The organism is Micromonospora sp. NPDC000121 (assembly GCF_042899165.1).
Classification (GTDB): domain Bacteria; phylum Actinomycetota; class Actinomycetes; order Mycobacteriales; family Micromonosporaceae; genus Micromonospora.
In genome coordinates, this window is the sequence record NZ_JBIAZP010000001.1 from 1023543 (window position 1) to 1046316 (window position 22774).

18 protein-coding genes are annotated in these 22774 nt (G+C 74.6%); 11 read left to right on the forward strand and 7 right to left on the reverse strand.

Annotated elements, in window-relative coordinates; genetic code table 11:
• Positions 1–6 precede the first annotated feature (6 nt).
• Complete coding sequence (locus tag ACFY23_RS05000) at positions 7–1179, reverse strand: DNA recombination protein RmuC (RefSeq protein ID WP_350678495.1); 1173 nt, start codon at positions 1177–1179, stop codon at positions 7–9.
• Positions 1180–1232: 53 nt separating this feature from the next.
• Between ACFY23_RS05000 and ACFY23_RS05005 the strand changes: the two genes are divergently transcribed.
• Positions 1233–2018 carry a hypothetical protein gene (locus ACFY23_RS05005; protein WP_350678493.1) on the forward strand — a complete coding sequence of 262 codons (786 nt, stop codon included), beginning with the start codon at positions 1233–1235 and terminating at the stop codon, positions 2016–2018.
• Between the two features lie 78 nt (positions 2019–2096).
• On the opposite strand, the gene ppc is transcribed toward ACFY23_RS05005, so the two are convergent.
• Together ppc and ACFY23_RS05015 are read right to left on the reverse strand one after the other, a co-directional pair.
• The gene (gene ppc / locus ACFY23_RS05010) at positions 2097–4883 is read right to left on the reverse strand and encodes a phosphoenolpyruvate carboxylase (RefSeq protein WP_350678491.1); all 2787 of its coding nucleotides are present in this window, start codon (positions 4881–4883) and stop codon (positions 2097–2099) included.
• 104 nt (positions 4884–4987) lie between these two features.
• Positions 4988–6007, reverse strand: coding sequence for a hypothetical protein (locus tag ACFY23_RS05015; RefSeq protein ID WP_350678489.1), 1020 nt, complete (start codon positions 6005–6007; stop codon positions 4988–4990).
• Between the two features lie 83 nt (positions 6008–6090).
• Here ACFY23_RS05015 and ACFY23_RS05020 point away from each other — a divergent pair, with 83 nt between their 5' ends.
• Positions 6091–7131: a S66 peptidase family protein gene (locus tag ACFY23_RS05020; RefSeq protein ID WP_350678487.1), complete on the forward strand. Its 1041-nt coding sequence runs from the start codon at positions 6091–6093 to the stop codon at positions 7129–7131.
• 117 nt (positions 7132–7248) lie between these two features.
• Here the strand turns inward: ACFY23_RS05020 and ACFY23_RS05025 are convergent, their stop codons facing one another.
• The gene (locus ACFY23_RS05025) at positions 7249–8181 is read right to left on the reverse strand and encodes a cyclase family protein (protein ID WP_350678485.1); all 933 of its coding nucleotides are present in this window, start codon (positions 8179–8181) and stop codon (positions 7249–7251) included.
• Between the two features lie 292 nt (positions 8182–8473).
• Here ACFY23_RS05025 and mfd point away from each other — a divergent pair, with 292 nt between their 5' ends.
• From mfd to ACFY23_RS05045, 4 genes are read left to right on the forward strand one after another with little or no spacing between them, the layout of a single operon-like run.
• Positions 8474–12157, forward strand: coding sequence for a transcription-repair coupling factor (gene mfd, locus ACFY23_RS05030; RefSeq protein ID WP_350818866.1), 3684 nt, complete (start codon positions 8474–8476; stop codon positions 12155–12157).
• 59 nt (positions 12158–12216) lie between these two features.
• Positions 12217–12984: a hypothetical protein gene (locus tag ACFY23_RS05035; protein WP_350686900.1), complete on the forward strand. Its 768-nt coding sequence runs from the start codon at positions 12217–12219 to the stop codon at positions 12982–12984.
• 2 nt (positions 12985–12986) lie between these two features.
• Complete coding sequence (locus ACFY23_RS05040; protein WP_350686898.1) at positions 12987–13964, forward strand: nucleoside triphosphate pyrophosphohydrolase; 978 nt, start codon at positions 12987–12989, stop codon at positions 13962–13964.
• Between the two features lie 55 nt (positions 13965–14019).
• Positions 14020–15639, forward strand: coding sequence for a DUF885 domain-containing protein (locus ACFY23_RS05045; protein ID WP_350818865.1), 1620 nt, complete (start codon positions 14020–14022; stop codon positions 15637–15639).
• 198 nt (positions 15640–15837) lie between these two features.
• Here ACFY23_RS05045 and ACFY23_RS05050 read toward each other — a convergent pair whose 3' ends face one another.
• Complete coding sequence (locus ACFY23_RS05050) at positions 15838–16710, reverse strand: NUDIX domain-containing protein (protein ID WP_350685001.1); 873 nt, start codon at positions 16708–16710, stop codon at positions 15838–15840.
• Positions 16707–17399, reverse strand: coding sequence for a hypothetical protein (locus tag ACFY23_RS05055; RefSeq protein WP_350685000.1), 693 nt, complete (start codon positions 17397–17399; stop codon positions 16707–16709). The genes ACFY23_RS05050 and ACFY23_RS05055 overlap by 4 nt, the downstream gene beginning before the upstream one ends.
• 234 nt (positions 17400–17633) lie before the next feature.
• On the opposite strand from ACFY23_RS05055, the gene eno reads away from it, so the two are divergent.
• From eno to ACFY23_RS05075, 4 genes are read left to right on the forward strand one after another with little or no spacing between them, the layout of a single operon-like run.
• Complete coding sequence (gene eno / locus ACFY23_RS05060; RefSeq protein WP_350684999.1) at positions 17634–18917, forward strand: phosphopyruvate hydratase; 1284 nt, start codon at positions 17634–17636, stop codon at positions 18915–18917.
• Positions 18918–18949: 32 nt separating this feature from the next.
• Positions 18950–19591 carry a septum formation initiator family protein gene (locus tag ACFY23_RS05065; protein ID WP_350685003.1) on the forward strand — a complete coding sequence of 214 codons (642 nt, stop codon included), beginning with the start codon at positions 18950–18952 and terminating at the stop codon, positions 19589–19591.
• A 34-nt stretch (positions 19592–19625) separates the two neighbouring features.
• Positions 19626–20183: a DUF501 domain-containing protein gene (locus ACFY23_RS05070; protein WP_350684998.1), complete on the forward strand. Its 558-nt coding sequence runs from the start codon at positions 19626–19628 to the stop codon at positions 20181–20183.
• Positions 20180–20716, forward strand: a complete 537-nt coding sequence (locus tag ACFY23_RS05075) for an amino-acid N-acetyltransferase (RefSeq protein WP_350684997.1) — start codon at positions 20180–20182, stop codon at positions 20714–20716. Before ACFY23_RS05070 ends, ACFY23_RS05075 begins: the two co-directional genes overlap by 4 nt.
• Here the strand turns inward: ACFY23_RS05075 and ACFY23_RS05080 are convergent.
• The gene (locus ACFY23_RS05080; protein WP_350684996.1) at positions 20629–21429 is read right to left on the reverse strand and encodes a PHB depolymerase family esterase; all 801 of its coding nucleotides are present in this window, start codon (positions 21427–21429) and stop codon (positions 20629–20631) included. The two genes, ACFY23_RS05075 and ACFY23_RS05080, sit on opposite strands and share 88 nt — an antisense overlap.
• Positions 21430–21758: 329 nt before the next feature.
• Here ACFY23_RS05080 and ACFY23_RS05085 point away from each other — a divergent pair, with 329 nt between their 5' ends.
• On the forward strand, positions 21759–22772 hold the full coding sequence (locus ACFY23_RS05085; RefSeq protein WP_350818862.1) for a helix-turn-helix transcriptional regulator: 1014 nt from the start codon (positions 21759–21761) through the stop codon (positions 22770–22772).
• The last annotated feature ends 2 nt before the right edge of the window (positions 22773–22774 follow it).

The window sequence follows — 22774 nt, forward strand, 5'->3', positions numbered from 1 at the left end:
CGCCCGTCAGTCCAGTGTCGACCGACCGGTCGGCGCGTCGGCGGTGCCGAGCAGCTCCGGGGCCTGCGGCTGGCGGGGGGCCAGCTCGATCTGCGCCGGCGCGGTCAGCTCCTGGTCGGAGACTCCCAGCTCGGCGAGCTTACGGGCGCTGACCAGCACCCGGGCCTCCAGCGACCCCACCGCCCGGTTGTACGCGGTCACCGCCCCGCCCAGCGACGCGCCCAGCTTGCCGACGTGGTCGCCCAACGTGGACAGTCGGCCGTACAGCTCGCGGGCCAGCGAGTGCACCGCCACCGCGTTGCGGGCCAGCGCCTCCTGCCGCCACGAGTAGGCGACGGTGCGCAGCAGCGCGACCAGGGTGGCCGGCGTCGCCAGCACCACGTTGCGGGCGAACGCGTGCTCCAGCAGCGTCGGGTCGCGCTGCAACGCGACGTCGAGGAACGGATCGGCCGGCACGAAGAGCACCACGAACTCCGGCGTGCTGTCGAACGCGGCCCAGTAGGACTTCGCGGCCAGCGCGTCGACGTGTGCCCGCAGGTGCCGCGCGTGCGCGTCGAGGTGGGTGTCGCGGGCCCGCTCGTCGCGGGCCTCCATCGCGGTCAGGTAGGCGTCGAAGGGCGCCTTGGCGTCCACCACCACCGACCGACCCCCGTGCAGCCGGACCACCAGGTCGGGGCGGACCCCCTGGTGGTCGGTGGCGGCGGTGACCTGCTCGGAGAAGTCGCAGTGCTCCAGCATGCCGGCCGCCTCCACGATCCGGCGCAGCTGGTGCTCGCCCCAGCGGCCCCGCACCTGCGGCGCCCGCAGCGCCGCCACCAACTGCTTGGTCTCGGTGCGCAGCTCGCCGGAGACGGCGCTCATCGTGCGGACCTGCTCGCGCAGCTCGGCGTAGGCGTCGACCCGGTCCCGCTCCAGCTCGGCCACCCGCTGCTCGTAGCGGCGCAACGTCTCGTGCAGCGGGGCCACCGCCCGGGCGACGGCCTCCTGGGACTGCGCGGTCGCCTCGTAGCTCAGCGCCCGCATGGACTGCTCCAGCCGGCCCTCGCCCTCCCGGGTGGCCCGCAGCGTGGCGTCCAGCCGGGCGATCTCGGTGGCCGAGCGGGCCCGGGCGGCGTACCAGCCCACCGCGCCTCCGGCGGCGAGGCAGACGACCACCACGGCCAGCGTCGAGATGTCCACCACCGGAGCTTGCCAGACGCGTACGACCGGACCGGCCCGGGTAGGTTCGTGCCATGGAAATTCTGCTGGTGGTGATCCTGGCGGCGCTGCTGGTGGGCGCGTTCGTCTGGTGGCGGCGGGAGCGCGCCGCCCGGGAGGCGCGGAGCCTGGCCGACGTGCGGGCCGACGCCCAACGCTGGTACGAGCGCCTGGGTGGACAGGTGATGAACCTGCACGGCGACCATCCGGCGGTCCGCCAGGCGCTGGTCGACGCGGGCGAGCGCTACAACGCGGCCGGCAGTCAGCTCGAACAGGCCCGGACCGTCCAGCAGTACCGCCTGGCCCGGGAGACCGCGCTGGAGGGGCTGACGTACGCCCGGGCCGCCCGGGTGGCGCTGGGCATCGACCCCGGCCCCGAGCTGCCCCCGCTGGCCGCCGCGCAGGGTGTCGGCGAGCTGACCCGGGAGCGCCAGGTCGACGTGCAGGGGCAGACGTTCAAGGCGGGCCCGCAGCCCGGCCGGGACACGCCCTACTACTACCCGGGCGGGCACTACCAGGGCCGGCCGGTGCCGGCGGGCTGGTACTCCACGCCGTGGTGGAAGACCGCGCTGGGCGCCGGCGCGGGCGTGGTCGGCGGCCTGCTGATCGCCGACGCGCTCTTCTCGCCGGCTTTCGCCGACCCGGGCTACGGCTACGCGGCCGGTTACGAGGAGGGCTTCGGCGACGGCGCCGACTACGGCGACCAGCCCGGCGACTTCGGCGGCGACCAGTCCGGCGATTTCGGCGGTGGCGATTTCGGCGGTGGCGGCGACTTCGGCGGCGATTTCGGTGGCGGCGATTTCGGCGGTGGCGGCGACTAGTGAGCTCCCGCCGGTCACCGTGTTAGGAAGGGCACCTTGCTATACAAAATCCGTTAGCAAGGTGCCCTTCCTTACACCTCAGCCGGTGTTGCGCATGCCGGCGGCGATGCCGTTGACCGTCGTCAGCAGGGCGCGCTCCAGCGCCGTGCCGTCGCTCGGGGCCCGCCGGCCGCCCGGCGCGGTCGCCACCGCCCGGCCCGCCGCCCCGGACTCCCGGTACTGGCGCAGCAGGGCCACCTGGAGGTGGTGCAGCGGCTCCAGGTAGGTGTCGCGGACGGCCAGGGTGCGCTGGAGCACCGGGGAGCTCTCCAGCAGGGCGGGCGAGGCGGTCACCGCCAGCACCTCCTGCTTGGTCAGCTCGTACTCTGCCTCGATCTTGTGGAAGATCGGGTGCAGCTTCTTCGGCACCAGGGTCTCGACGTACCGGCGGGCGATGCTCAGGTCGGTCTTGGTGAGCATCATCTCCACGTTGGACAGGAACGTGCGGAAGAAGTGCCAGTTGCGGTGCATCTCGGCCAGCACGTCCTCCAGCCCCGCCGCCCGCGCGGCGGCCAGGCCGGAACCGACCCCGAACCAGCCGGGCACGATCTGCCGGGTCTGGGTCCAGCCGAACACCCACGGGATGGCGCGCAGCCCGGCGAGCCCGGCCCCGGTGTTGGGCCGCTTCGCCGGCCGGGAGCCGATGTTCAGCGCCCCGAGCAGCTCCGTCGGCGTGGAGGCCCAGAAGTACGCGGGCAGGTCCGGGTCCTCGACCAGCGACCGGTACGACCGGAACGCCGCGTCGGAGACCAGCTCCATCGCCGCGTCCCAGCGCTCCAGCATCTCGGCGGGCTGCCGGGGCCCCGTGTGCAGCAGCGTGGCCTGGAGCACCGCGGCGAGGGTCAGCTCCAGGTTCTCCCGGGCCAGTGAGGGCAGCGAGTACTTGTCGGAGATGACCTCGCCCTGCTCGGTCACCTTGATCGCGCCGTCCAGCGTGCCGTACGGCTGGGCCAGGATCGCCTCGTGCGTGGGCCCGCCGCCGCGCCCGACGGTGCCGCCACGGCCGTGGAAGAGGCGCAGGTGCACGCCGTGCCGGGCGGCCACGTCGCGCAGCGCCCGCTGGGCCCGGTGGATGGACCACTGGCTGGTGGTGATGCCGGCCTCCTTGTTGGAGTCTGAGTAGCCCAGCATCACCTCCTGCACGTCGCCCCGGGCGGCGACCAGCGCCCGGTAGGCCGGTAGCGACAGCAGTTCGTCGAGCAGCTCGCCACCGGCGTTGAGTTCCGCCGGGGTCTCCAGCAGCGGGACGAAGCCGATCCGGGCCCGGCCGCTGTGCACGTCGACCAGGCCGGCCTCGCGGGCCAGCACCACCGCGGCGAGCACGTCGTCCACCCCGAGGGTCATCGAGATGATGTACGACTCGATGACCTCGTTGCCGAACCGGTCCTGCGCCTCGCGGATGGTGCCGAACACGTCGAACGTCTTGCGCGTCGCCTCGGTCAGCGGGGTGTCCAGGGTGGACAGGGGCCGGCGGCCGGCCAGCTCGTCGGCGAGCAGCTTCGTCCGTTCGAGGCGGGTGAGCGAGGGGTAGTCGGAGACCTCGCCGACGGCCGCGTAGAGCTGGGCCAGCACGGCGTGGTGGGCCTCGGCGTGCTCCCGCACGTCCATGGTCGCCAGGTGCAGCCCGAACGCGGAAACCGTACGGATGGTGGAGGCCAGCCGGCCCACGGCGGTGAGCTGGCCGGAGTTGCGGGCCAGCGAGGCGCGCAGCAGTTCCAGGTCGGCGATCAGCTCGGCCGAGCCGCGGTAGTCCCGGCCGGGCACGTGCGCGGTGCCCTGGCGCAGCCGCTGCCGGGTGTTGGCCAGCTTCGCCTTCACGCAGCGGGCCTTGAGCCGGTAGGGCTCCTCGGCGTTGACCCGGCGGAACCGGGGTGCCACCTCGGGCAGCGCGTCCAGGTCGGCGGCGAGGCTGGCGGAGAGGTCCAGCGACACCCCGCGCAGCCGCCGGGACACGGACACCTCGTTGATCAGGTGGTCCATCGCCTTCTCGGTGGCCGCGATGCCGTGCTCGTGCTGGATGGTCAGCACCTCGCGGGTCACGGTCGGGGTGACGAACGGGTTGCCGTCGCGGTCGCCGCCGATCCAGGTGCCGAAGGTCAGCGGCCGGGCGGTCGGGGAGGTCTCCACGCCGAGGGTGCGCAGCGTGTCGGCGAGGTCGTCGAGCACCTGCGGCGCCGCCTCGGCGTAGAGGTCGCGCAGGTAGTAGATGGCGTTGCGGGCCTCGTCGGTCGGGTCGGGCCGGTCCAGCCGCAGCTCGTCGGTCTGCCACATCAGGTCGAGCAGCTCGGCGAGGCGGCGGTTGGCCGGGCCCTCGTCGCTGGCCCCGTAGAGGATCGCGTTGGCGGTCTCGGTGTCCAGTTCGTCGGCGATCGCGCGCAGCTTGGACAGGATCGACCGGCGGGCCGCCTCGGTCGGGTGGGCGGTGAAGACGGGGCGTACCGCCAGCCGCCGGGCCGCCGCGGCGATCTCCTCGGCCGGCACCCCGCGCTCGGCGATCATCTTGGCCGCCTGGTCCAGCCAGCCGCCCTGGATCGCCCGGCGGCGGCGCAGGTCCCGGGCCCGGTGCACCTGCTCGGTGATGTTGGCCAGGTGGAAGTAGGTGGAGAAGGCGCGGGCCAGCTTGGTGCCGGTGGTGACGTCGAGGCCGGCGAGGCGCTGGGCGGCGCTCGGGGCGTCGGAGCGGACCAGCGCGCGGATCTCCTCGACCAGGTCGAGCAGCGGCCGGCCCTCCTGGCGGGCGAGGGTCTGCCCGAGCAGGGTGCCGAGGCGGCGGATGTCGGCCCGCAGCGCGGCGTCGGGACCGTCGTGGTCGTGCTGGTCGCTCACGGTGCGCTCCTTACGTGAGTACGAAGGACAGCGCTGTCCGATCCCCTGGATCGTATCCACGACGCCCCCGTCGGCAGGAGGGGGTCCCGGTTTCGTCCCATTCCTCAGTCCGTTGCGGACGCGGGACGCCCCCGCCGCCGGGGCGCCGCGCGCCGGCCGCGGACCAGGCTGGCGGCGAGCAGCCCGGCCGCGCCGAGGACGCACCACAGGGCGAGCCCGGTCACGGCCCAGCCGGTCGACCGGCGGTCGAAGTAGACGACGGACTTCAGCAGGTCGGTGGCCAGCCCCGGCACGTTCCACCGGTGCATGCCGCGCAGCCAGGTGGGCAGGAACTCGGGGGCGTAGATGCCGCCGGAGCCGGGGTTGCCGAGCACCACCAACAGCAGGATCACCAGCCCGGTGCCGAGCAGCCCCAGCCAGCCCTGCACGGCGGAGGCGGCCATCGCCGCCGCGAACACCGCCAGCGCCCCGGCGGCGGCGACGCCGACCAGGTCGTGGTCCCAGACGCCGAGGACCGGCCCGACCACGACCGCGCCGAGGGCACCGAGCACCAGGCTGTACGCCGCGAGCGCGGCGATCCGCAGCCCGGCCCGGCGCGGGCCGCGCGGCGCGGTGCCGTTGGCGAGGCCGAGGACGGTGGAGGCGAGGTACCCGCCGAGGACGTACCCGACCGCCAGGTAGAACGGGACGAGCCCGCGCGGGTCGGTCTCGGCCACCGGCACCTCGTCGGTCACCCGCAGCGGGAGCTCGGCCTGCCGCGCGGCGGTGGAGAGCACCTGCACGACGACGTCGACCGCGGCGGGCGCGGCGGCGCTGGCGGTGGTCAGGGCCAGCCCGCCCTCGGCCGTGGCGGCGAGCACCCCGTACACCTCGCGGGTGCTCAGGCCGTCGTCGGCGGCGCCCGGGTCGGCGTATCCGACAGGTTTGATCTTGTTGGTCTGGTTGCGGACGGCGTCGAGGAGGGCCCGCGCCTTCTGGTCGCCGAGCGCCACCCCGACGGGCACGTCGCGCGGGGTCGGCCGGTGCAGCGCGCCGACGTAGGCGGCGATGAACGCGGTGGCGAGCACGAGGGTGCCGAGCAGCAGCCCCAGGGTCCGCAGCCGGTCGCGCGCCTCCTCGTCCACGCCGCCAGCCTAGGGCGGCTTTCGGGGCTTTCGTCGCGGTTATCCCGGCGGAAACCGTTCGATTGACCCGCTAGCGTTCGATCATGACGTCGCCGAGCTACCCCCCGAAACCCCGCCCCGGCGACCGGGTCGCGGTCGTCTCGCCCTCCGCCGGCCTGCCCGCGATCTTTCCCCACGTGTACGAGCTGGGGCTGCGCCGGCTGCGCGAGGAGTTCGGCCTGGAGCCGGTGGAGTACCCGACCACCCGGGTGGCGGGTGCCGACCCCCGGGACCGGGCGCGGGACCTGACCGCCGCCTTCGCCGACCCGACGGTCACCGCCGTGCTCGCCACCGTGGGCGGGGACGACCTGATCACGGTCACCCCGCACCTGGACGACGCCGTGCTGCGGGCCAATCCGAAGCCGTACTTCGGGTACTCCGACAACACGAACGTGCTCAACCACCTGCACCGGCTGGGTGTCGTGGCGTACCACGGCGGGTCGGTGCTGGTGCACCTCGGCCGGCCGGGCCGGCCGCACCCGCTGACGTTCGACTCGCTGCGCGCCGCGCTCTTCACCTCCGGCTGGTACGACCTGGCGCCGGCCCCGGAGTGGGGCGACCGGCCGAACGACTGGCGGGACCCGGCGACGCTTGCCCACGAGCCGGAGATGCTGCCGGGGGAGGGCTGGCGCTGGCAGGGGCCGACGGCCGTGGTCGAGGGGCGCACCTGGGGCGGCAACCTGGAGATCCTGCACTGGCTGATGGCGACCGACCGGGTGCCGCCGGCCGGGGAGCTGGCCGGGTCGGTGCTGATCGTCGAGACGTCGGAGGAGATGCCCTCGGCGACCGAGGTGTTCCGGATCCTGCGCAACATGGGCGAGCGCGGGCTGCTCGCCGCGTTCCCGGCGGTGCTCGTCGGCCGGGCGAAGGCGTGGGACTTCGACCGGCCGCACACCGTCGACGGGCGGCGGGAGTGGGCCGACACCCAGCGGGAGGCGGTCACCCGGGCGCTCGCCGCGTACAACCCGGACGCGGTGGTGGTCTTCGACGTCGACCTCGGCCACACCGACCCGCAGCTCATCGTCCCGTACGGCGGCGACATCCGGGTCGACTCGGTCGAACGCCGCATCTCGGTGCGCTACTGACCCGCCCCCGCCGCTGTCGGCGCGCGCTCGGTGGAACGTCATGGGTGTCGACGACCGGTCCTGGCACCCATGACGTTCCACCGAAGCCCTGGGGACCCGGGGCTGGGCGGGCCGAGGTCAGGTGCCGAGGACGGCGAAGGCGCGTACCGGGAAGGTGCCCATCCCGGCGACCATCGGCGGAGCGGCGGTGAACCGGAAACCGCTCGGGGGCAGGGCGTCCAGGCCGGTGAGGTGCTCCACGATCGGGATGCCGGCGGCCAGCAGCGTGCTGTGCGCGGGGCGCTCGCCGGCGGCGGCCCGGCTCATGTCGTCGATGTTGATCGAGTCGATGCCGACCAGGGCGGCACCCGCGTCGACCAGCGCCCGGGCGCCGTCCCCGGTGAGGTGGGGCGCCTCCGGTGCGCCGTACCGGTCGGTGCCGAAGTGCGCGTCCCAGCCGGTGTGCAGCAGCACCGCCCGCCCGGCGACGTCGTACGGGGCCAGCATCAGTCGGTCGATCGCGCGGGTGCCGGCCGGCACCCGGACCACGATGCCGGGCAGGTCGGCGAGGCGGTCCAGCGGCGTGCCGGCGAGGTCGGCGCCCTCGGCGTAGCGGTGCGCGGGAGTGTCCAGGTACGTGCCGGTGTTGGCGATCATGTCGATCCGCCCCACCTGGAACTCGGTGCCCGGGGCGTAGTTCGCCCGGGACGCCTCGCGGGTCAGCCACTCGGTGATCCGCGGGGCCGGCCAGCCCGGCAGGGTCGTCATCCCGTCGGTGACCACGTGGCTCAGCTCGACCAGCCGCCGCCCGGTCCCGCCGTCCGGGCCGGTCGCACCGGCCGGACCGGTCAGCCCCCGGCCGCCCTTGTGCGGCTCCTGGACGATCGTCTTCCCGCTGATCCGCACCTCGGCCACCATCAGCAGTCCGAGGTGCCGGACGAACAGCGCCGCCAGCTCGTCGTCGCCGATCTCCCGGCCGGGGATGTCGAGCCGGAACCCGTCGGTCCGCAGCCCTCCGCCGTTGGCGAAGACGACCTCCGCGTCGAACTGTGCCCGCCACTGCCCACTCATGATCGAAGCCGACCACGCCGGCGCCGCCCCGGTCAAGATCCGGTTCCGCCCGGCGCGGCCCCGGTCAATGTCCGGTCCCGCCCGGCGCCGCCCGGTCAAGATCCGGTCCCGCCCGGCGCCGCCCCGGGCGGGATCCGGTTCCGTGCCGGCGTCGCCGCCGGCTCTGGGCGAGATTGTCCCCGCCGCGAGATAGGCTGGCGGGCGTGCACCCCCCGTCCCGACGGACGCGGGGCTTCTGTCGTGTGCGGCGCTGCCGCGTGCCGAGCCGGCGATCCCACGGGAAGTGATTGACATGCTCACCGGTCTGTTCTCCGCCGCCCTGGCCGACCCCGGGCTGGCCCGGGCGCGTGACCTGGCGCGCTCCGGTGCCGCGCAGGTCGACGGCCTCGACATCACCGCGCCGCCCGCGCTGCGCCCCTTCGCGGTCGCCGCGGTAGCGGCGGACCCGGCCGGCGACGGGGCCGGCGGCGGATCCCCGGCGGGCGGGGCGGGTGGCGGCGCGGGCCGCCCCGTGCTCGCCGTGACCGCCACCACGCGGGAGGCCGACGACCTGGCCTCGGCGCTGGGCGCCCTCCTCCCGCCCGAGCAGGTGGCGGTCTTTCCGTCCTGGGAGACGCTGCCGCACGAGCGCCTGTCGCCCCGCTCCGACACGGTCGGCCGGCGGCTGGCCGTGCTGCGCCGGCTCGCGCACCCGGAGTCGGCCGACGCGCACGGCCGCACCGGCCCGCTCCGGGTGGTCGTGGCGCCCGTCCGGTCGCTGCTCCAGCCCCAGCTCAAGGGGCTCGGCGACCTGGAGCCCGTGCAGCTCGCCGCCGGGGCCGAGGCCGACCTGGAGGAGGTCGCCCGCCGGCTGGCCGACATGGCGTACGCCCGGGTGGACCTGGTCACCAAGCGGGGCGAGTTCGCCGTGCGCGGCGGCATCCTCGACATCTTCCCGCCCACCGACGAGCATCCGTCCCGGGTCGAGTTCTGGGGCGACGAGGTGGAGGAGATCCGCACCTTCGCCGTCGCCGACCAGCGGACCATCGAGCAGGTGCCGCAGCTGTGGGCGCCGCCCTGCCGGGAGCTGCTGCTCACGCCGTCGGTGCGGAAGCGGGCCGCGGCGCTGGCCGAGGAGCACCCGGAGCTGGCCGAGATCCTCGACAAGCTGGCCGAGGGCATCCCCGTCGAGGGCATGGAGTCCCTCGCCCCGGCGCTGATCGGCGCCGACTCGATGGAGCTGCTGCTGGACTGCATGCCGGCCGGCACCCACGTGCTGCTGTGCGACCCGGAGCGGATCCGCACCCGGGCGCACGACCTGGTGCGTACCTCCGAGGAGTTCCTCCAGGCGAGCTGGGCCGCCGCCGCCGTCGGCGGCCAGGCCCCGGTCGACCTCGGCGCCGCCGCCTTCCGGACCCTGGCGGACGTCCGCGCCGCCGCCGCGAAGCTGCGCCGGCCCTGGTGGACGCTGTCGCCGTTCGGCCTGGCCGAGGCGGAGGCCGCCCCGGCGCGGGAGCCCTGGGAGGACGAGCCGGCCGAGGCGGACGTCACCCCCGACGACGCGATCGCGGTGACCCTGGCCGCCCAGCCCGCCCCGCTCTACCACGGCGAGACCGCCCGGGTCGTCGACGACCTGAAGCGCTGGGCCGGCGAGGGCTGGTCGATCGCGCTGGTCTTCGAGGGGCACGGCCCCGCCCAGCGGGCGGTCGAGGTGCTCCGCGACGCCGGCCTCGGCGCGCGGCTGACCGAGGAGATCCCGGCCGCCCCCGCCCCCGGCGACCTGCTGGTCAGCTGCGGCAACCTGACCAGCGGATTCGTCGACGAGGCGTCCCGGTTCGTGCTGCTCACCGGCAACGACGTCACCGGCGGGCGGGGCACCTCCACCCGGGACATGCGCAGGATGCCGAGCCGGCGGCGCAACACCATCGACCCGCTGGAGCTGAAGGCCGGCGACCACGTCGTGCACGAGCAGCACGGCATCGGCCGCTACGTCGAGCTGGTGCAGCGCACCGTCAACGGCGCGTCCCGGGAATACCTGGTCATCGAGTACGCCCCGAGCAAGCGCGGCCAGCCCGGCGACCGGCTCTTCGTCCCCACCGACCAGCTCGACCAGCTCTCCCGCTACGTGGGCGGCGAGCAGCCGACCCTGCACAAGATGGGCGGCTCGGACTGGCAGAAGTCCAAGGCCCGGGCCCGCAAGGCGGTCAAGGAGATCGCGGCGCAGCTCATCCAGCTCTACGCCGCCCGCAAGGCGTCCAAGGGGCACAACTTCGGCCCCGACACGCCGTGGCAGCGGGAGCTGGAGGACGCCTTCCCGTGGCAGGAAACGCCGGACCAGCTCGCGGCGATCGAAGAGGTCAAGCGGGACATGGAGCAGACGGTCCCGATGGACCGGCTGATCTGCGGCGACGTGGGTTACGGCAAGACCGAGATCGCCGTCCGGGCGGCGTTCAAGGCGGTGCAGGACGGCAAGCAGGTGGCGGTGCTGGTGCCCACCACCCTGCTCGTGCAGCAGCACTACAACACCTTCGCCGAGCGGATGAGCCAGTTCCCGGTGACGATCAGGCAGCTCTCCCGCTTCCAGACGCCGAAGGAGGCCGAGCAGACCCTGGCGATGGCCGCCGAGGGCACCGCCGACATCGTCATCGGCACCCACCGGCTGCTCCAGGCGGCCACCCGGTTCAAGTCGCTCGGCCTGGTCATCGTCGACGAGGAGCAGCGCTTCGGCGTCGAGCACAAGGAGCACCTGAAGACGATGCGCGCCTCGGTCGACGTGCTGAGCATGTCGGCGACCCCGATCCCGCGCACCCTGGAGATGGCGATCACCGGTATCCGGGAGATGTCCACCATCGCCACCCCGCCCGAGGAGCGGCACCCGGTGCTGACCTTCGTCGGGGCGTACGACGAGCGGCAGGTGGCCGCCTCCATCCACCGCGAGCTGCTTCGCGACGGGCAGGTCTTCTACCTGCACAACCGCGTCGAGTCGATCGAGAAGGCGGCGCGGAAGCTCCGCGAGCTGGTGCCCGAGGCCCGGGTGGCGGTGGCGCACGGCCAGATGAGCGAGGAGGCGCTCGAGAAGGTGATGGTCGGCTTCTGGGAGAAGGAGTTCGACGTCCTGGTCTGCACCACGATCGTCGAGTCCGGCATCGACATCCCGAACGCCAACACCCTGATCGTGGAGCGCGCCGACCTGCTCGGCCTGGCCCAGTTGCACCAGATCCGCGGCCGGGTCGGCCGGGGCCGGGAGCGGGCGTACGCGTACTTCCTCTACCCGCCGGAGAAGCCGCTCACCGAGCACGCCCACGAGCGGCTGGCCACCATCGCCCAGCACACCGAGCTGGGCGCCGGCATGTACGTGGCGATGAAGGACCTGGAGATCCGGGGCGCCGGCAACCTGCTCGGCGGCGAGCAGTCCGGGCACATCGAGGGCGTCGGCTTCGACCTGTACGTGCGGATGGTCGGCGAGGCGGTGCAGGCGTTCAAGGGGGAGCGCCCGGAGTCCGACGGCACGGCGGCCGAGGTTCGCATTGATCTCCCGGTCGACGCGCACCTGCCGCACGACTACGTCGGCGTGGAGCGGCTGCGCCTGGAGATGTACCGCAAGCTCGCGGAGGCACGCGACGAGGAGCGGCTGCGCGAGGTGGTCGCCGAGATGACCGACCGGTACGGCGAGCCGCCCGCCCCGGTGCAGAACCTGGTCGCGGTGGCCCGGTTCCGGCTGCTGGCCCGCCGCTACGGCCTCACCGACGTGTCGATGCAGGGCAAGCACATCCGGTTCGGCCCGTTGCCGCTGCCCGACTCGAAGCAGCTGCGGCTCAAGCGCTACCACCCGGACTCGGTCTACAAGTCGGCGCTCGACCAGGTCAGCGTGCCCAGGCCGAGCACCCGGCGGATCGGCGGCGAGCCACTGCGCGACCAGGCCCTCCTGGAGTGGTGCGCCCAGCTCCTCTCCGACGTGCTGGGCGAGCCGGCGGTGGTCGGGGCCCCGGCCCGGTGAGCGGGGCGACGGGTGGGCGGCGTCACATGCGCCACGGGCGGCATGAGAGAGTGACCGTCATGCGTGCTCGCCGTCTTGTCGCCGTCGCCAGCGTGGCGCTCGGCCTCGTCGCCCTCTCCGGTTGCCGTGCCGAGCCCGGTGTCGCCGCCTACGTGGGCGACCAGCGCATCACCGAGGATGCCATCGCCGGGGTCATGGCTGACCTGCGGGCGAAGAACCCGACCCCGGGGGAATCCGCCACCCCGGCCGCCCAGCCCTCGGCGCCCGCGCCGCAACTGCCCGGGCGCGGCGAGGTCGCCAGCGTGCTGGTGCTGAGCGAGGTCTGCGCACGGGTCTCGGCGGAGAAGAACTACCAGCCCCGGCAGGCGGTGCAGGCGGCGCAGCTCGCCCAGCAGTTCGGCCTGTCGCCCGACACCGACTACGTGCGGCGGGTGGCCGACCTCTACACCTGCCTGTCCGGGGTGCCGACCGGGGCCCCGGCCGCGCCGACCGAGCAGGAGCTGCGGGACGTGGTGGCGGCGGGCCGCGAGGCGGGCGCCATCCCGGCCGACGTGCCCGACGAGGTGGCCTTCCGCCAGCTCGACGGCGAGCAGTTGCGCACCGCGCTGGCCACCCGGAAGGCGCTGGCCGACGTGGTCGCCGCGCACGATGTGACGGTCAACCCCCGCTACCGTCCGCTGGAGTTCCCGGTGCTGAGCTTCGCCGGCAACGCCCCGGCGGTGAGCGTGCCGCTGGGTGAGTCCGGCTCGGACGCGGTCACCGACGTCTCCACCCCCGACCCGCTGCCGCCCGCCGGGGCGGAGGCGGCCGGCCCGGCCGACAGCTGAGCATGCCGGCGCGGATCGTCCTGCTCGTCACCTCGCCCCGGCTGCCGGCCGGGCTGCTGACCGCCGCCGCCTGGGACGTCGTACGCCGGCATCCGGTGTTGACCGGGGCGGAGAGCGAGTCGACCACGGCGCTGCGTACGGCGGGCGCCGAGGTGACGGTGGTCGACGGTCCGGCCACCCAGGCGCTGCTTGACGCGGCGGCGGCGCACGGCACCGTGGTGTGGCTGGCCGGCCCGGCCGGCGACGAGTCGCTGGCCCGGGAGCTGGGCCTGCGGCTCGCCCGCGAGCCGGGCCTGGCCGAGCTGGAGCTGATGTACGGCTCGTGGGACCCGCCGGGCGCCCGGCTGCTCGACGCGGTGGCGGTGATGGACCGGCTGGCCTCGCCGGGCGGTGACCCGTGGAAGCGGGCGCAGACCCACCGCAGCCTCGCGGGCTTCCTGCTGGAGGAGTGCTACGAGGCGTACGACGCGATCAGCGCCGGCGACACCGACGCGCTGCGCGAGGAGTTGGGCGACGTGCTGCTCCAGGTGGTGCTGCACGCCCGGCTCGCCGAGGAGCTGCCCGAGGCGCGGCGGTGGACCGTCGACGACGTGGCCGGGGGCCTGGTCGACAAGATGGTCCGGCGCAACCCGCACGTCTTCGCGGAGGGCGAGGCGGGCACCCTGGAGGAGATCGAGGCGAGTTGGGAGCGGATCAAGCGGGCCGAGAAGGCGCGTGACTCGGTGCTGGACGGCATCGCGCTGAGCCAGCCCGCGCTCGCCCTGGCCGCCAAGATCCTGGAGCGTGCCGGGCGGGTCGGGCTCGCCGTGCCGCCCCCGCTGGCGGAGTCCCAGGTGGACCCGGAGGCGCGGCTCGGCGCGAGCCTGCTCGGCACGGTGGCGGCGGCCCGCGAGGCCGGCCTGGACGCGGAGGCGGCCCTGCGCCGCGCCGCCCTCGCCTACGCGGACGCGATCCGCGCCGCCGAACGCCACGCTGGTTGACCATCACGTCGGCGGGGTGATTCGCCGCGCTTCCACCCGCCGGTAGGGTCGGTGGGTGGAATCCTTTGTGCCGCTCGCCGAGCGGATCGTCGACGCGTTGCTGGAGAGCCGGCCGGGGCTCGCGACCTCCACCGGGGACCACCGGTACGACGACCGGCTGCCGGACCTGTCCGCGACCGCCGCCGCGGCCGACCAGGCGATGCTGAGGGAGGCCGCGGACGCGCTCTCCGAACTCGACCCGGACGCGCTGGACGTCGAGGAGCGCGTCGACCACGCCCTGCTCACCTCGTTCGTGGACCAGGCGCTGTTCGAGTGGACCGAGATCCGCGCGCACGAGTGGGATCCGCTGGCACACAATCCGGGGCCGCTGCTGCACGCGCTGGCCGCCCGCCCGTACGCCCCGGTCGAGGAACGGCTGACCAGCCTGGCCGGCCGGCTCGCGGCGGTGCCGGACGCGCTGGCGACCGCCCGCGCGACGCTGCGCGACATGCCGCGCATCCACGCCGAGACGGCGGTCGGGCAGTTCACCGGCACGGCGGCGCTGATCCGCGACGAGGTGCCGGCCCTGCTCGCGCAGGCGCCCGCCCTGCACGACCGGGTCGAGCCGGCCGCCATCGCGGCGATCGCCGCGCTGGAGGAGTTCGTCGCGTGGCTGCGTCAGGGCCTGGCCGCCGACGCCGGCCCCGGGCGGGACCCGCGTCTGGGCCGCCGCCGCTGGGAGGCGCGGCTCTGGCACACCCTCGACACCGAGCTGGGCGCCGCCGAGATCCAGCGCCGGGCCTGGGCCAACCTGGACCGGGTCACCGAGGAGATCCGCGCGGCGGCCGTCGAGCTGGTCGGCGGCCCGGCCGACGACGAGACCGTGCGCCGCGCGCTGGACATGCTGGCCGCCGAGCACCCCGACGACCACACCATCGTGGCGCTCGCCTCGGTCACCCTGGACGAGGCGACCGACTTCGTCCGCGACCACGACCTGATCACCCTGGTCGACGACCCCTGTGTGATCCAGGAGATGCCCGAGTTCGCCCGGGGCGTCGCGGTCGCCTACTGCGACTCGCCCGGCCCGCTGGAGACGGCGAACGTGGCGACCTTCTACTGCATCGCGCCCACCCCGGCGGACTGGCCCGCGCACCGGGTCGAGTCGTTCTACCGGGAGTACAACGACCACATGATCCGCAACCTGACCGTGCACGAGGCGATGCCGGGGCACTTCCTCCAGCTCGCCCACGCCCGCCGGCACGTCGGTCCGACCCGGGTCCGGGCGCTGACCGAGTCGGGGCCGTTCATCGAGGGCTGGGCGGTCTACGCGGAGGAGCTGATGGCCGGCCTCGGCTTCGGCGGCCTGCCGGTGCGGTTGCAGCAGCTCAAGATGCAGCTCCGGATGACCATCAACGCGCTGCTCGACCAGCTTGTGCACTGCGAGGAGCTGCCGGAGGCCGAAGCGATGGCGCTGATGACCGGGCGGGGCTTCCAGGAGGAGGGCGAGGCGGCCGGCAAGTGGCGGCGCGCCCTGCTCACCTCGACCCAGCTCTCGACGTACTTCGTCGGCTACAGCGAGGTGGCCGAGATCGCCGCCGCCCGCCCGGCCGGCGTGTCGGTGCGCGACTGGCACGACGCGATGCTCGCCCACGACTGCCCGCCCCCGCGCCACCTCCGCACCCTGCTCGGCGTGTAAGGAAGGGCACGTTATTAACGTTTCCGGTAGAGGAAGGGCCCCCTCCTAACAGGGCATGCGCAGCGTCCGCGCGGCAGAGCACGCGTGGTGCCCGCGCGGCAGAGCACGCGTGGCGCCCGCGCGGCAGAGCACGCGTGGCGCCCGCGCGGCAGAGCACGCGTGGCGCCCGCGCGGCAGAGCATGCGCGGCAGGGCGCGCTCAGCGCCGTGCGGCGGTCGCCGTCGCGTCGATCAGCCAGCGCGAGATGGAGTACGCGGGCGGCAGTTCCGCCGGCAGCCGGTCGAGCGGGAACCAGCGCGCCTCGGCCAGTTCCCGCCCGTCCACCACCGGCTCGGCGGCGGGGTCGGCGACGGTGGCGGTGAAGCCGGTGAGCAGCACGTTCGGGCCGGACAGCGCCCACGGCTGGCTGCCGAAGTAGGCCAGCCCGGCCAACGTCAGCCCGACCTCCTCGCCGACCTCGCGGTGCGCGGCCGCCTCCAGCGTCTCGCCGGCCTCCACGAAACCGGCGACCAGCGCCCACAGCCCGGTCGGTCCGTACGCGTGCCGCACCAGCAGCAGCTCGTCGGGGCGGCCGGCCGGCCCGGGGCGGGTGATCGCCACCAGCACGGCGGCGGAGAGCCGCATCGGCACGTACAGGTCGCAGTCGGGGCAGCGCCGGGCCGACTCCCCGGGCACGTCGGCCAGCTCGGCCCGGCAGGCCCCGCACCACCGGTGCGTACGCCGCCAGTCGACCACGGTCAGCGCCCGGCCGGCCAGCGTGGCGAGCGGCTCGGGCGCCTCGGCGGCCAGCGACGCCCAGCCGCGCCAGCGGCCGGGCAGCCCCGCCGCCCCGGGTGGCTCCTCCGGTCCGGGTGGCTCCCCCGGTCCGGTCGCCTCAGCCGCCCACGCGGGGACGCCGTCCAGGGTGCCCAGCGGCACCCACACGGTGTCGGCCGGCAGGTCGGCGACCCGCAGGACGGTGCCGTCGGCGGCGGTGAGCAGCTTGCGGCCGGCCACCGGCAGGGCCAGGTCGGTCGGCGCGGGCGCGACGGAGCGGTCGGCCCCGGGGACGAACCCGCCCGGGCCGGTCACGAGGTGGTCGTCCGGCGGTCCACCACGCCGGCGCCGGACGGCAGGTCGAAGGCGGTGCCGTCGACCGTCTCGCGGTAGCGGTTCAGGGCCAGCTCGACCGGCCTGCCGTCGACCTGGCCGGTGAAGCTGCCCAGCGCCCCCTCCGTGGTCACGCAGGCGGTGAAGTCGCCGCTCGACTGCTCCACGTCGACGCAGGTGGCGTGGCGACCGGCGAGGGTGGTGTCGCTCTGCGCGATCACCGTGTCCGGGTCCAGCGCGGCGGCGGTCAGCAGCCCCACCACGATCGGCGGGGTGACCAGGCCCCGCTGCTTGGCCTCGGTGAACAGGGCCACCGAGGGTTTCGCGTTGGGCGCGGGCGGGGCCTCCAGGGTGCAGGTCGCCCGGCCGGCGGCGGTCTCGCAGCGGGTCGTCGCCTCCGGGGTGACGGTGAGCTTGCCGCCGGGCCAGGTGTAGGCGGAGCGGGCCGGTTCCTGCGCCTGGGCGATGGTGGCGGTCTGCCCGCCGGGGAGCTGGTAGTCGGCCGAGTACGTCAGCTCCAGCGCCCGGTCCAGCCGGGCGGCCATGTCGTTGACCAGGTCGGACCGCCCGATCGCCCGGCCGGCGTCGTCCAGGGTCTGACAGCCGGTCACCGTGAGCGACGCGATGACCGACACGGCGAGCATGCGGAGGGTGGTCGAGGCGGCGGGCATGGCGACCAGCGTGGCCGATCGGGTCAACCGCGCGCAAACCCGATGCCGGTTGAGGACCGGGAATTCGGGAATGTCCGTGTAAAGCTCCGCCGGAGGGCAGGCTCCGGGTCGGGTCTCCGTGCGCCCGGACCGCCCGCGTCCGACGGCCGCCCGATACGCTGCGTTCAACACCTGCCTCAGCCGCACCGTCGCGGCCCACACCGGACCGGAACCACACAAACGAGGAGCGACTCAGTGGCAACCATCGAGGGAATCGTCGCGCGGGAGATCCTGGACTCGCGGGGCAACCCGACCGTCGAGGTCGAGGTCGGGCTCGACGACGGCACGATCGCCCGCGCGGCGGTGCCCTCCGGCGCCTCCACCGGCGCCTTCGAGGCGATCGAGCTGCGCGACGGTGACGCCGACCGCTACCAGGGCAAGGGTGTCGAGAAGGCGGTCTCGAACATCGAGGACAAGATCGTCGACGAGCTCATCGGCTACGAGGCCAGCGAGCAGCGGCTGATCGACCAGAAGATGCTCGACATCGACGGCACCGACAGCAAGTCCGAGCTGGGCGCGAACGCCATCCTGGGCGTCTCCCTGGCGGTGGCCAAGGCGGCGGCCGGCAGCGCCGAGCTGAGCCTCTTCCGCTACCTGGGCGGCCCGAACGCGCACCTGCTGCCGGTGCCGATGATGAACATCCTCAACGGCGGCGCGCACGCGGACTCCAACGTCGACATCCAGGAGTTCATGATCGCGCCGATCGGCGCCCCCAGCTTCCGCGAGGCGCTGCGCTCCGGCGCGGAGGTCTACCACGCGCTGAAGTCGGTGCTGAAGAAGAAGGACCTGTCCACCGGCCTCGGCGACGAGGGCGGCTTCGCGCCGAACCTGCCCACCAACTCCGCCGCGCTGGACCTGATCGCCGAGGCCGTCGAGAAGGCCGGCTACCGGCTCGGCGCCGACATCGTCTTCGCGCTCGACGTGGCCGCCACCGAGTTCTTCGACAACGGCACCTACACCTTCGAGGGCGCCGCGAAGACCGCCGAGGAGATGAGCAACTACTACACCAAGCTCATCGGCGACTACCCGATCGTGTCGATCGAGGACCCGCTGTCCGAGGACGACTGGACCGGGTGGCAGACGCTCACCGCCTCCGTCGGCGACCGCATCCAGATCGTGGGCGACGACCTCTTCGTCACCAACCCGCAGCGGATCGCCCGCGGCATCGCCGAGAAGGCCGCCAACGCGGTGCTGGTCAAGGTCAACCAGATCGGCTCGCTGACCGAGACCCTGGACGCGGTGGACCTGGCCCACCGGGCCGGCTTCAAGTGCATGATGAGCCACCGCTCCGGCGAGACCGAGGACACCACCATCGCCGACCTGGCGGTGGCCACCGGCTGCGGCCAGATCAAGACCGGCGCACCGGCCCGCTCGGACCGGGTCGCGAAGTACAACCAGCTCCTGCGGATCGAGGAGGAGCTGGCCGACGCGGCGCGGTACGCCGGGGCGGGCGCCTTCCCGCGCTACCGTTCGGCCTGAGACGCGCGAAGCCTCGGGGGAGGGGTGTGACGATGCAGCAGCGCCGCACACCGGGTGGTCAGCGCCCCGTCCGCCGGCCGGGTCACTCCGGCCGGCCGGGCGGGGCCCGGGGCGCCCGGGCCTCGGTCCGCGACGGCGGCGTCCGCGCCGAGCCGCGTGCCACCGCCGGTCGCGCACCGGGGGCGGCCCGGGGCGCCGAGGGCGTACGCTCCGCGAAGCGGCCCGCCGCGGCCCGTCGTACGGCGGCCGGCGGCACGGTCAAGCGGCTCACCGCACCCCACTCCCGGGGCCTCACCGGGCGGGCCACCGTGCTCTTCGCGGTGCTGATCGCGCTCGCCCTGGCCTACACCTATCCGGTGCGGGTCTACCTCGACCAGCAGGCCGACATCGAGCGGATGGAGGCGGCCCAGGCGGCCCAGCGGGAGGTCATCGAGGGACTCTCCGAGCGGGCGGCCAAGTGGCAGGACGACGCGTACATCGAGACGATGGCCCGGGAGCGGTTCTTCATGGTCCGCCCCGACGAGACGCTGCTGGTCGTGCTCTCCGACCCGGAGGGCGCCGCCCGGGACGCCGGCGGGCCGGCCCAGTCGGCGAAGCCCGCCACGCCCGACCCCTGGTATGACACCCTCTGGTCCAGCGTGCGGGCCGCCAACGGCGAACAGCCCGACAAGTGAGCAGCACCCGAGCACCGAACGAGAGATGGGCACCGTGACAGTCGTACCACCGCAGGAGCCGGCGGCGGACTCCGTACCCCCGCCGAAGCGCGAGCCGGCCACGGAGGCCGACCTGGCCGCGGTGGCCGCGCAGCTCGGACGCCCGCCCCGGGGCACCCGGGCGGTCGCCCACCGTTGCCCCTGCGGCCTGCCCGACGTGGTGGAGACGACGCCGCGCCTCGCCGACGGCACGCCCTTCCCGACGTTGTTCTACCTGACCTGCCCCCGGGCCACGGCGGCGTGCAGCCGGCTGGAGTCGGCCGGGCTGATGAAGGAGATGGCCGACCGGCTGGCCACCGACCCGGAGCTGGCCGCGCGCTACCGCGCCGCGCACGAGGACTACCTGTCCCGCCGGGAGGCGATCGGCGAGGTCCAGGAGATTGCCGGCATCTCCGCGGGCGGCATGCCGGGCCGGGTGAAGTGCCTGCACGTGCACCTCGGGCACGCGCTCGGGGCGGGGCCGGGGGTCAACCCGTTCGGCGACGAGACGCTGGCGTTGGTGGAGAAGTGGTGGGCGGCCGGCCCCTGCGTGGATGTGCCGGCGGCCGAATGACGACGGCGGGCGCGGGCGTGGCGGGGGCCGACGAGATCGTGGTGCGGCGGGCCCGCACCTCGGACGTGCGCGGCATCCGGCGGCTGGTCGACACCTACACCGACGACCGCCGGCTGCTGAGCAAGGCCACCGTGACCCTCTACGAGGACGTGCAGGAGTTCCGGGTCGCGGTCCGGGCGGACGACGGCGTGGTGGTCGGCTGCGGCGCGCTGCACGTGATGTGGGAGGACCTGGCCGAGATCCGGACGGTGGCGGTCGACCCGTCCTGCCGGGGCCGGAAGATCGGCCACCGGATCGTCGCGGAGCTGATCGACGCGGCCCGCGAGCTGGGCGTGGCCCGGATCTTCGTGCTCACCTTCGAGACCCGGTTCTTCGCCTCGTTCGGGTTCACCGAGATCGACGGCGCGCCGGTGCCGCAGCCGGTCTACGAGCAACTGCTGCGCTCCTACGACGAGGGTGTCGCCGAGTTCCTGGACCTGGAACGGGTCAAGCCGAACACGCTGGGCAACACCCGGATGCTGCTGCGCCTCTGACCGGCCGCACGGCCTCCCGCCGGGGGTGCGGTCGTCAGGTCCGGCGCGGGTGGGCGGCGAAGAAGTCCCAGATCAGCTCGGTGGCGGCGAGGCCAGCGTCGGGGGCGGCGAGTTGGCCGCCCCGCGCCCCGCGCCCCGGGCCACGAGTGCCCCATGTCCGGCAGCGTGTGGACGGTGACGTCGCTGCCGTCGGCGCACCGCGCGTCGGTCCGGGTGACGCCCGCCGCGCCCGCCTGTGGGGCGCCGGACGCCGGCTTGCAGCCGAGCCGCCGCTGCCAGGTCCGGACGCCCTCGGTGAAGACGTCGGCGTAGCGGTCCTGCCCGCCGATGAACGTGATCACCGACACCGGGTGCTCGGGCACGTAATCCTCGGGGGCCGTCCGGGGGCCGCTGTAGCCGCCGCTGACCACGCCGATCGCCGCGAAGACCCCGTCGATCTCGACGGCGGCCCGGAAGCTCATGTCGCCGCCGTTGGAGATCCCGGTGAGGTAGATCCGGTCCGGGTCGGCCCGCCACGTCCGCACCAGGTGCGCGGTGAGCGACCTGAGGAACCCGACGTCGTCGCGCGTCCCGCAACAGATCAGCGCGTTGAAGCCGCCGTTCTGCCCGTCCGGGTACGCCACCAGGAAGTTCTCCCGGTCGGCCACCGCGTCCAGCCCGGTCGTCTCGCGCAGGCCGGCGCCGGTGCCGGGATAGAAGTGCAGGGCGATCACCAGCGCGGTCGGCCGGGCCGGGTCGTAGCCGGGCGGGGCGTGCAGCAGGTAGGTGCGGTCGATCCCGTCGTGCCCGCAGGCTCAGCCGGTGGTCGCCGGTGGCGGGGCGCTCGACGGCCCCCGAGGGCGACGGGGCCGGGGTCGCCCCGGGCCGGTCCCGATCCCCGCCGCCGCACGCCGTGGCGACCGTGATGAGCACCAGTCCCGTCAGCGCTGCCAGCATCCGTCGCACGCCCCGCCCCCTCCCGTGACCCGGCGTCCACACTGGATTCCGCGCCGGTGGCGGGTCAACCCTTTCGGTCCTGGCCGAAGGCAGGCAGTCTGCTGGCATGCTCCGCCTCCGCCTCGGGTCGGCGGACCTGTGCCGGGTCCGCTTCGCCGACCGCCTGCACCCCGTCGGGACGGCCCTGCTGGCCTGTCAGGCGCTGCACGACCCCGACACCGCCCGGGCGGTGCCGGGCCCCGCGGCGGGCGCGGCGGCGGCGACGGGCGGCGTTCGGGCCGCCGCCTCCGTGCTGCGGCACCTGCTGCCCGCACGCGGGCGGCTCCCGGACTTCCTCACCCCGTTCGACGGGCTGGAGTCGGTGGCCGCCGGTCTGGACGCGATCCGGGCAACCCCGGCCCGGCGCATCCGGGCCGAGGTCGCCGCCGCGTACGCCGGTCTGGCCGGGTCGCCGCTGCGCCGGCGGTTCGCCGAGGCCGATGACGAGGCCATGAGTCTGTTCGGCCGGGCGCTGGGCACCTGGCACGACGGCGTGCTCGGGCCGCACTGGGCCGAGCTGGCGGACGCGCACCGGCACCAGGTGGCGGAAGCGACCGGGCGCCTCGCGACGCACGGGCTGGACGGCCTGCTGAACGCGCTGCACCCGGCGATCCGGTGGGAGGCGCCGACGTTGACGGTGCGGACCTGGTGGAGCGCGACGGTCTCCGGCACCGGCCACGGCCTCATCCTGCTGCCCTCGCCGCTGGCCGGCCCGCATCCCCGGGTGCTGGTGGAACCGGACCGGCCGGTGCTGGTCGTGTATCCCGCGCCGATGCCCCGCCGGGTGGCCACGAGCGCCGCCGACCCGCTCGGTCGCCTGCTCGGGACGACCCGGGCGGCGGTGCTGCGCCGGCTCGCCGGGCCCGGCCGACACACCACCACCACACTCGGCCGGGCGGTCGGGATCAGCCTCTCCTCGGCCTCCGAGCACGCGGCGGCGCTGCGGGCGGCCGGCCTGGTCACCAGCGTCCGGGAGGGCGGGGCGGTGCTGCACGGGCTGACGCCGCTCGGCGCCGAACTGCTGGGCCGCGACGACAACCGGCCGGCCACCCGGGGGACTGACGTAGGGTTGCTGCCGTGACG

Coding starts and splice junctions, on each gene's coding strand:
- ACFY23_RS05025 (WP_350678485.1), bottom strand. CDS start 8,181: ATGAGTGGGCAGTGGCGGGCACAGTTCGACGCGGAGGTCGTCTTCGCC.
- ACFY23_RS05055 (WP_350685000.1), bottom strand. CDS start 17,399: ATGCCCGCCGCCTCGACCACCCTCCGCATGCTCGCCGTGTCGGTCATC.
- ACFY23_RS05040 (WP_350686898.1), top strand. CDS start 12,987: ATGCCGGCGCGGATCGTCCTGCTCGTCACCTCGCCCCGGCTGCCGGCC.
- ACFY23_RS05065 (WP_350685003.1), top strand. CDS start 18,950: ATGCAGCAGCGCCGCACACCGGGTGGTCAGCGCCCCGTCCGCCGGCCG.
- mfd (WP_350818866.1), top strand. CDS start 8,474: ATGCTCACCGGTCTGTTCTCCGCCGCCCTGGCCGACCCCGGGCTGGCC.
- ACFY23_RS05035 (WP_350686900.1), top strand. CDS start 12,217: ATGCGTGCTCGCCGTCTTGTCGCCGTCGCCAGCGTGGCGCTCGGCCTC.
- ACFY23_RS05005 (WP_350678493.1), top strand. CDS start 1,233: ATGGAAATTCTGCTGGTGGTGATCCTGGCGGCGCTGCTGGTGGGCGCG.
- ACFY23_RS05075 (WP_350684997.1), top strand. CDS start 20,180: ATGACGACGGCGGGCGCGGGCGTGGCGGGGGCCGACGAGATCGTGGTG.
- ACFY23_RS05085 (WP_350818862.1), top strand. CDS start 21,759: ATGCTCCGCCTCCGCCTCGGGTCGGCGGACCTGTGCCGGGTCCGCTTC.
- ACFY23_RS05020 (WP_350678487.1), top strand. CDS start 6,091: ATGACGTCGCCGAGCTACCCCCCGAAACCCCGCCCCGGCGACCGGGTC.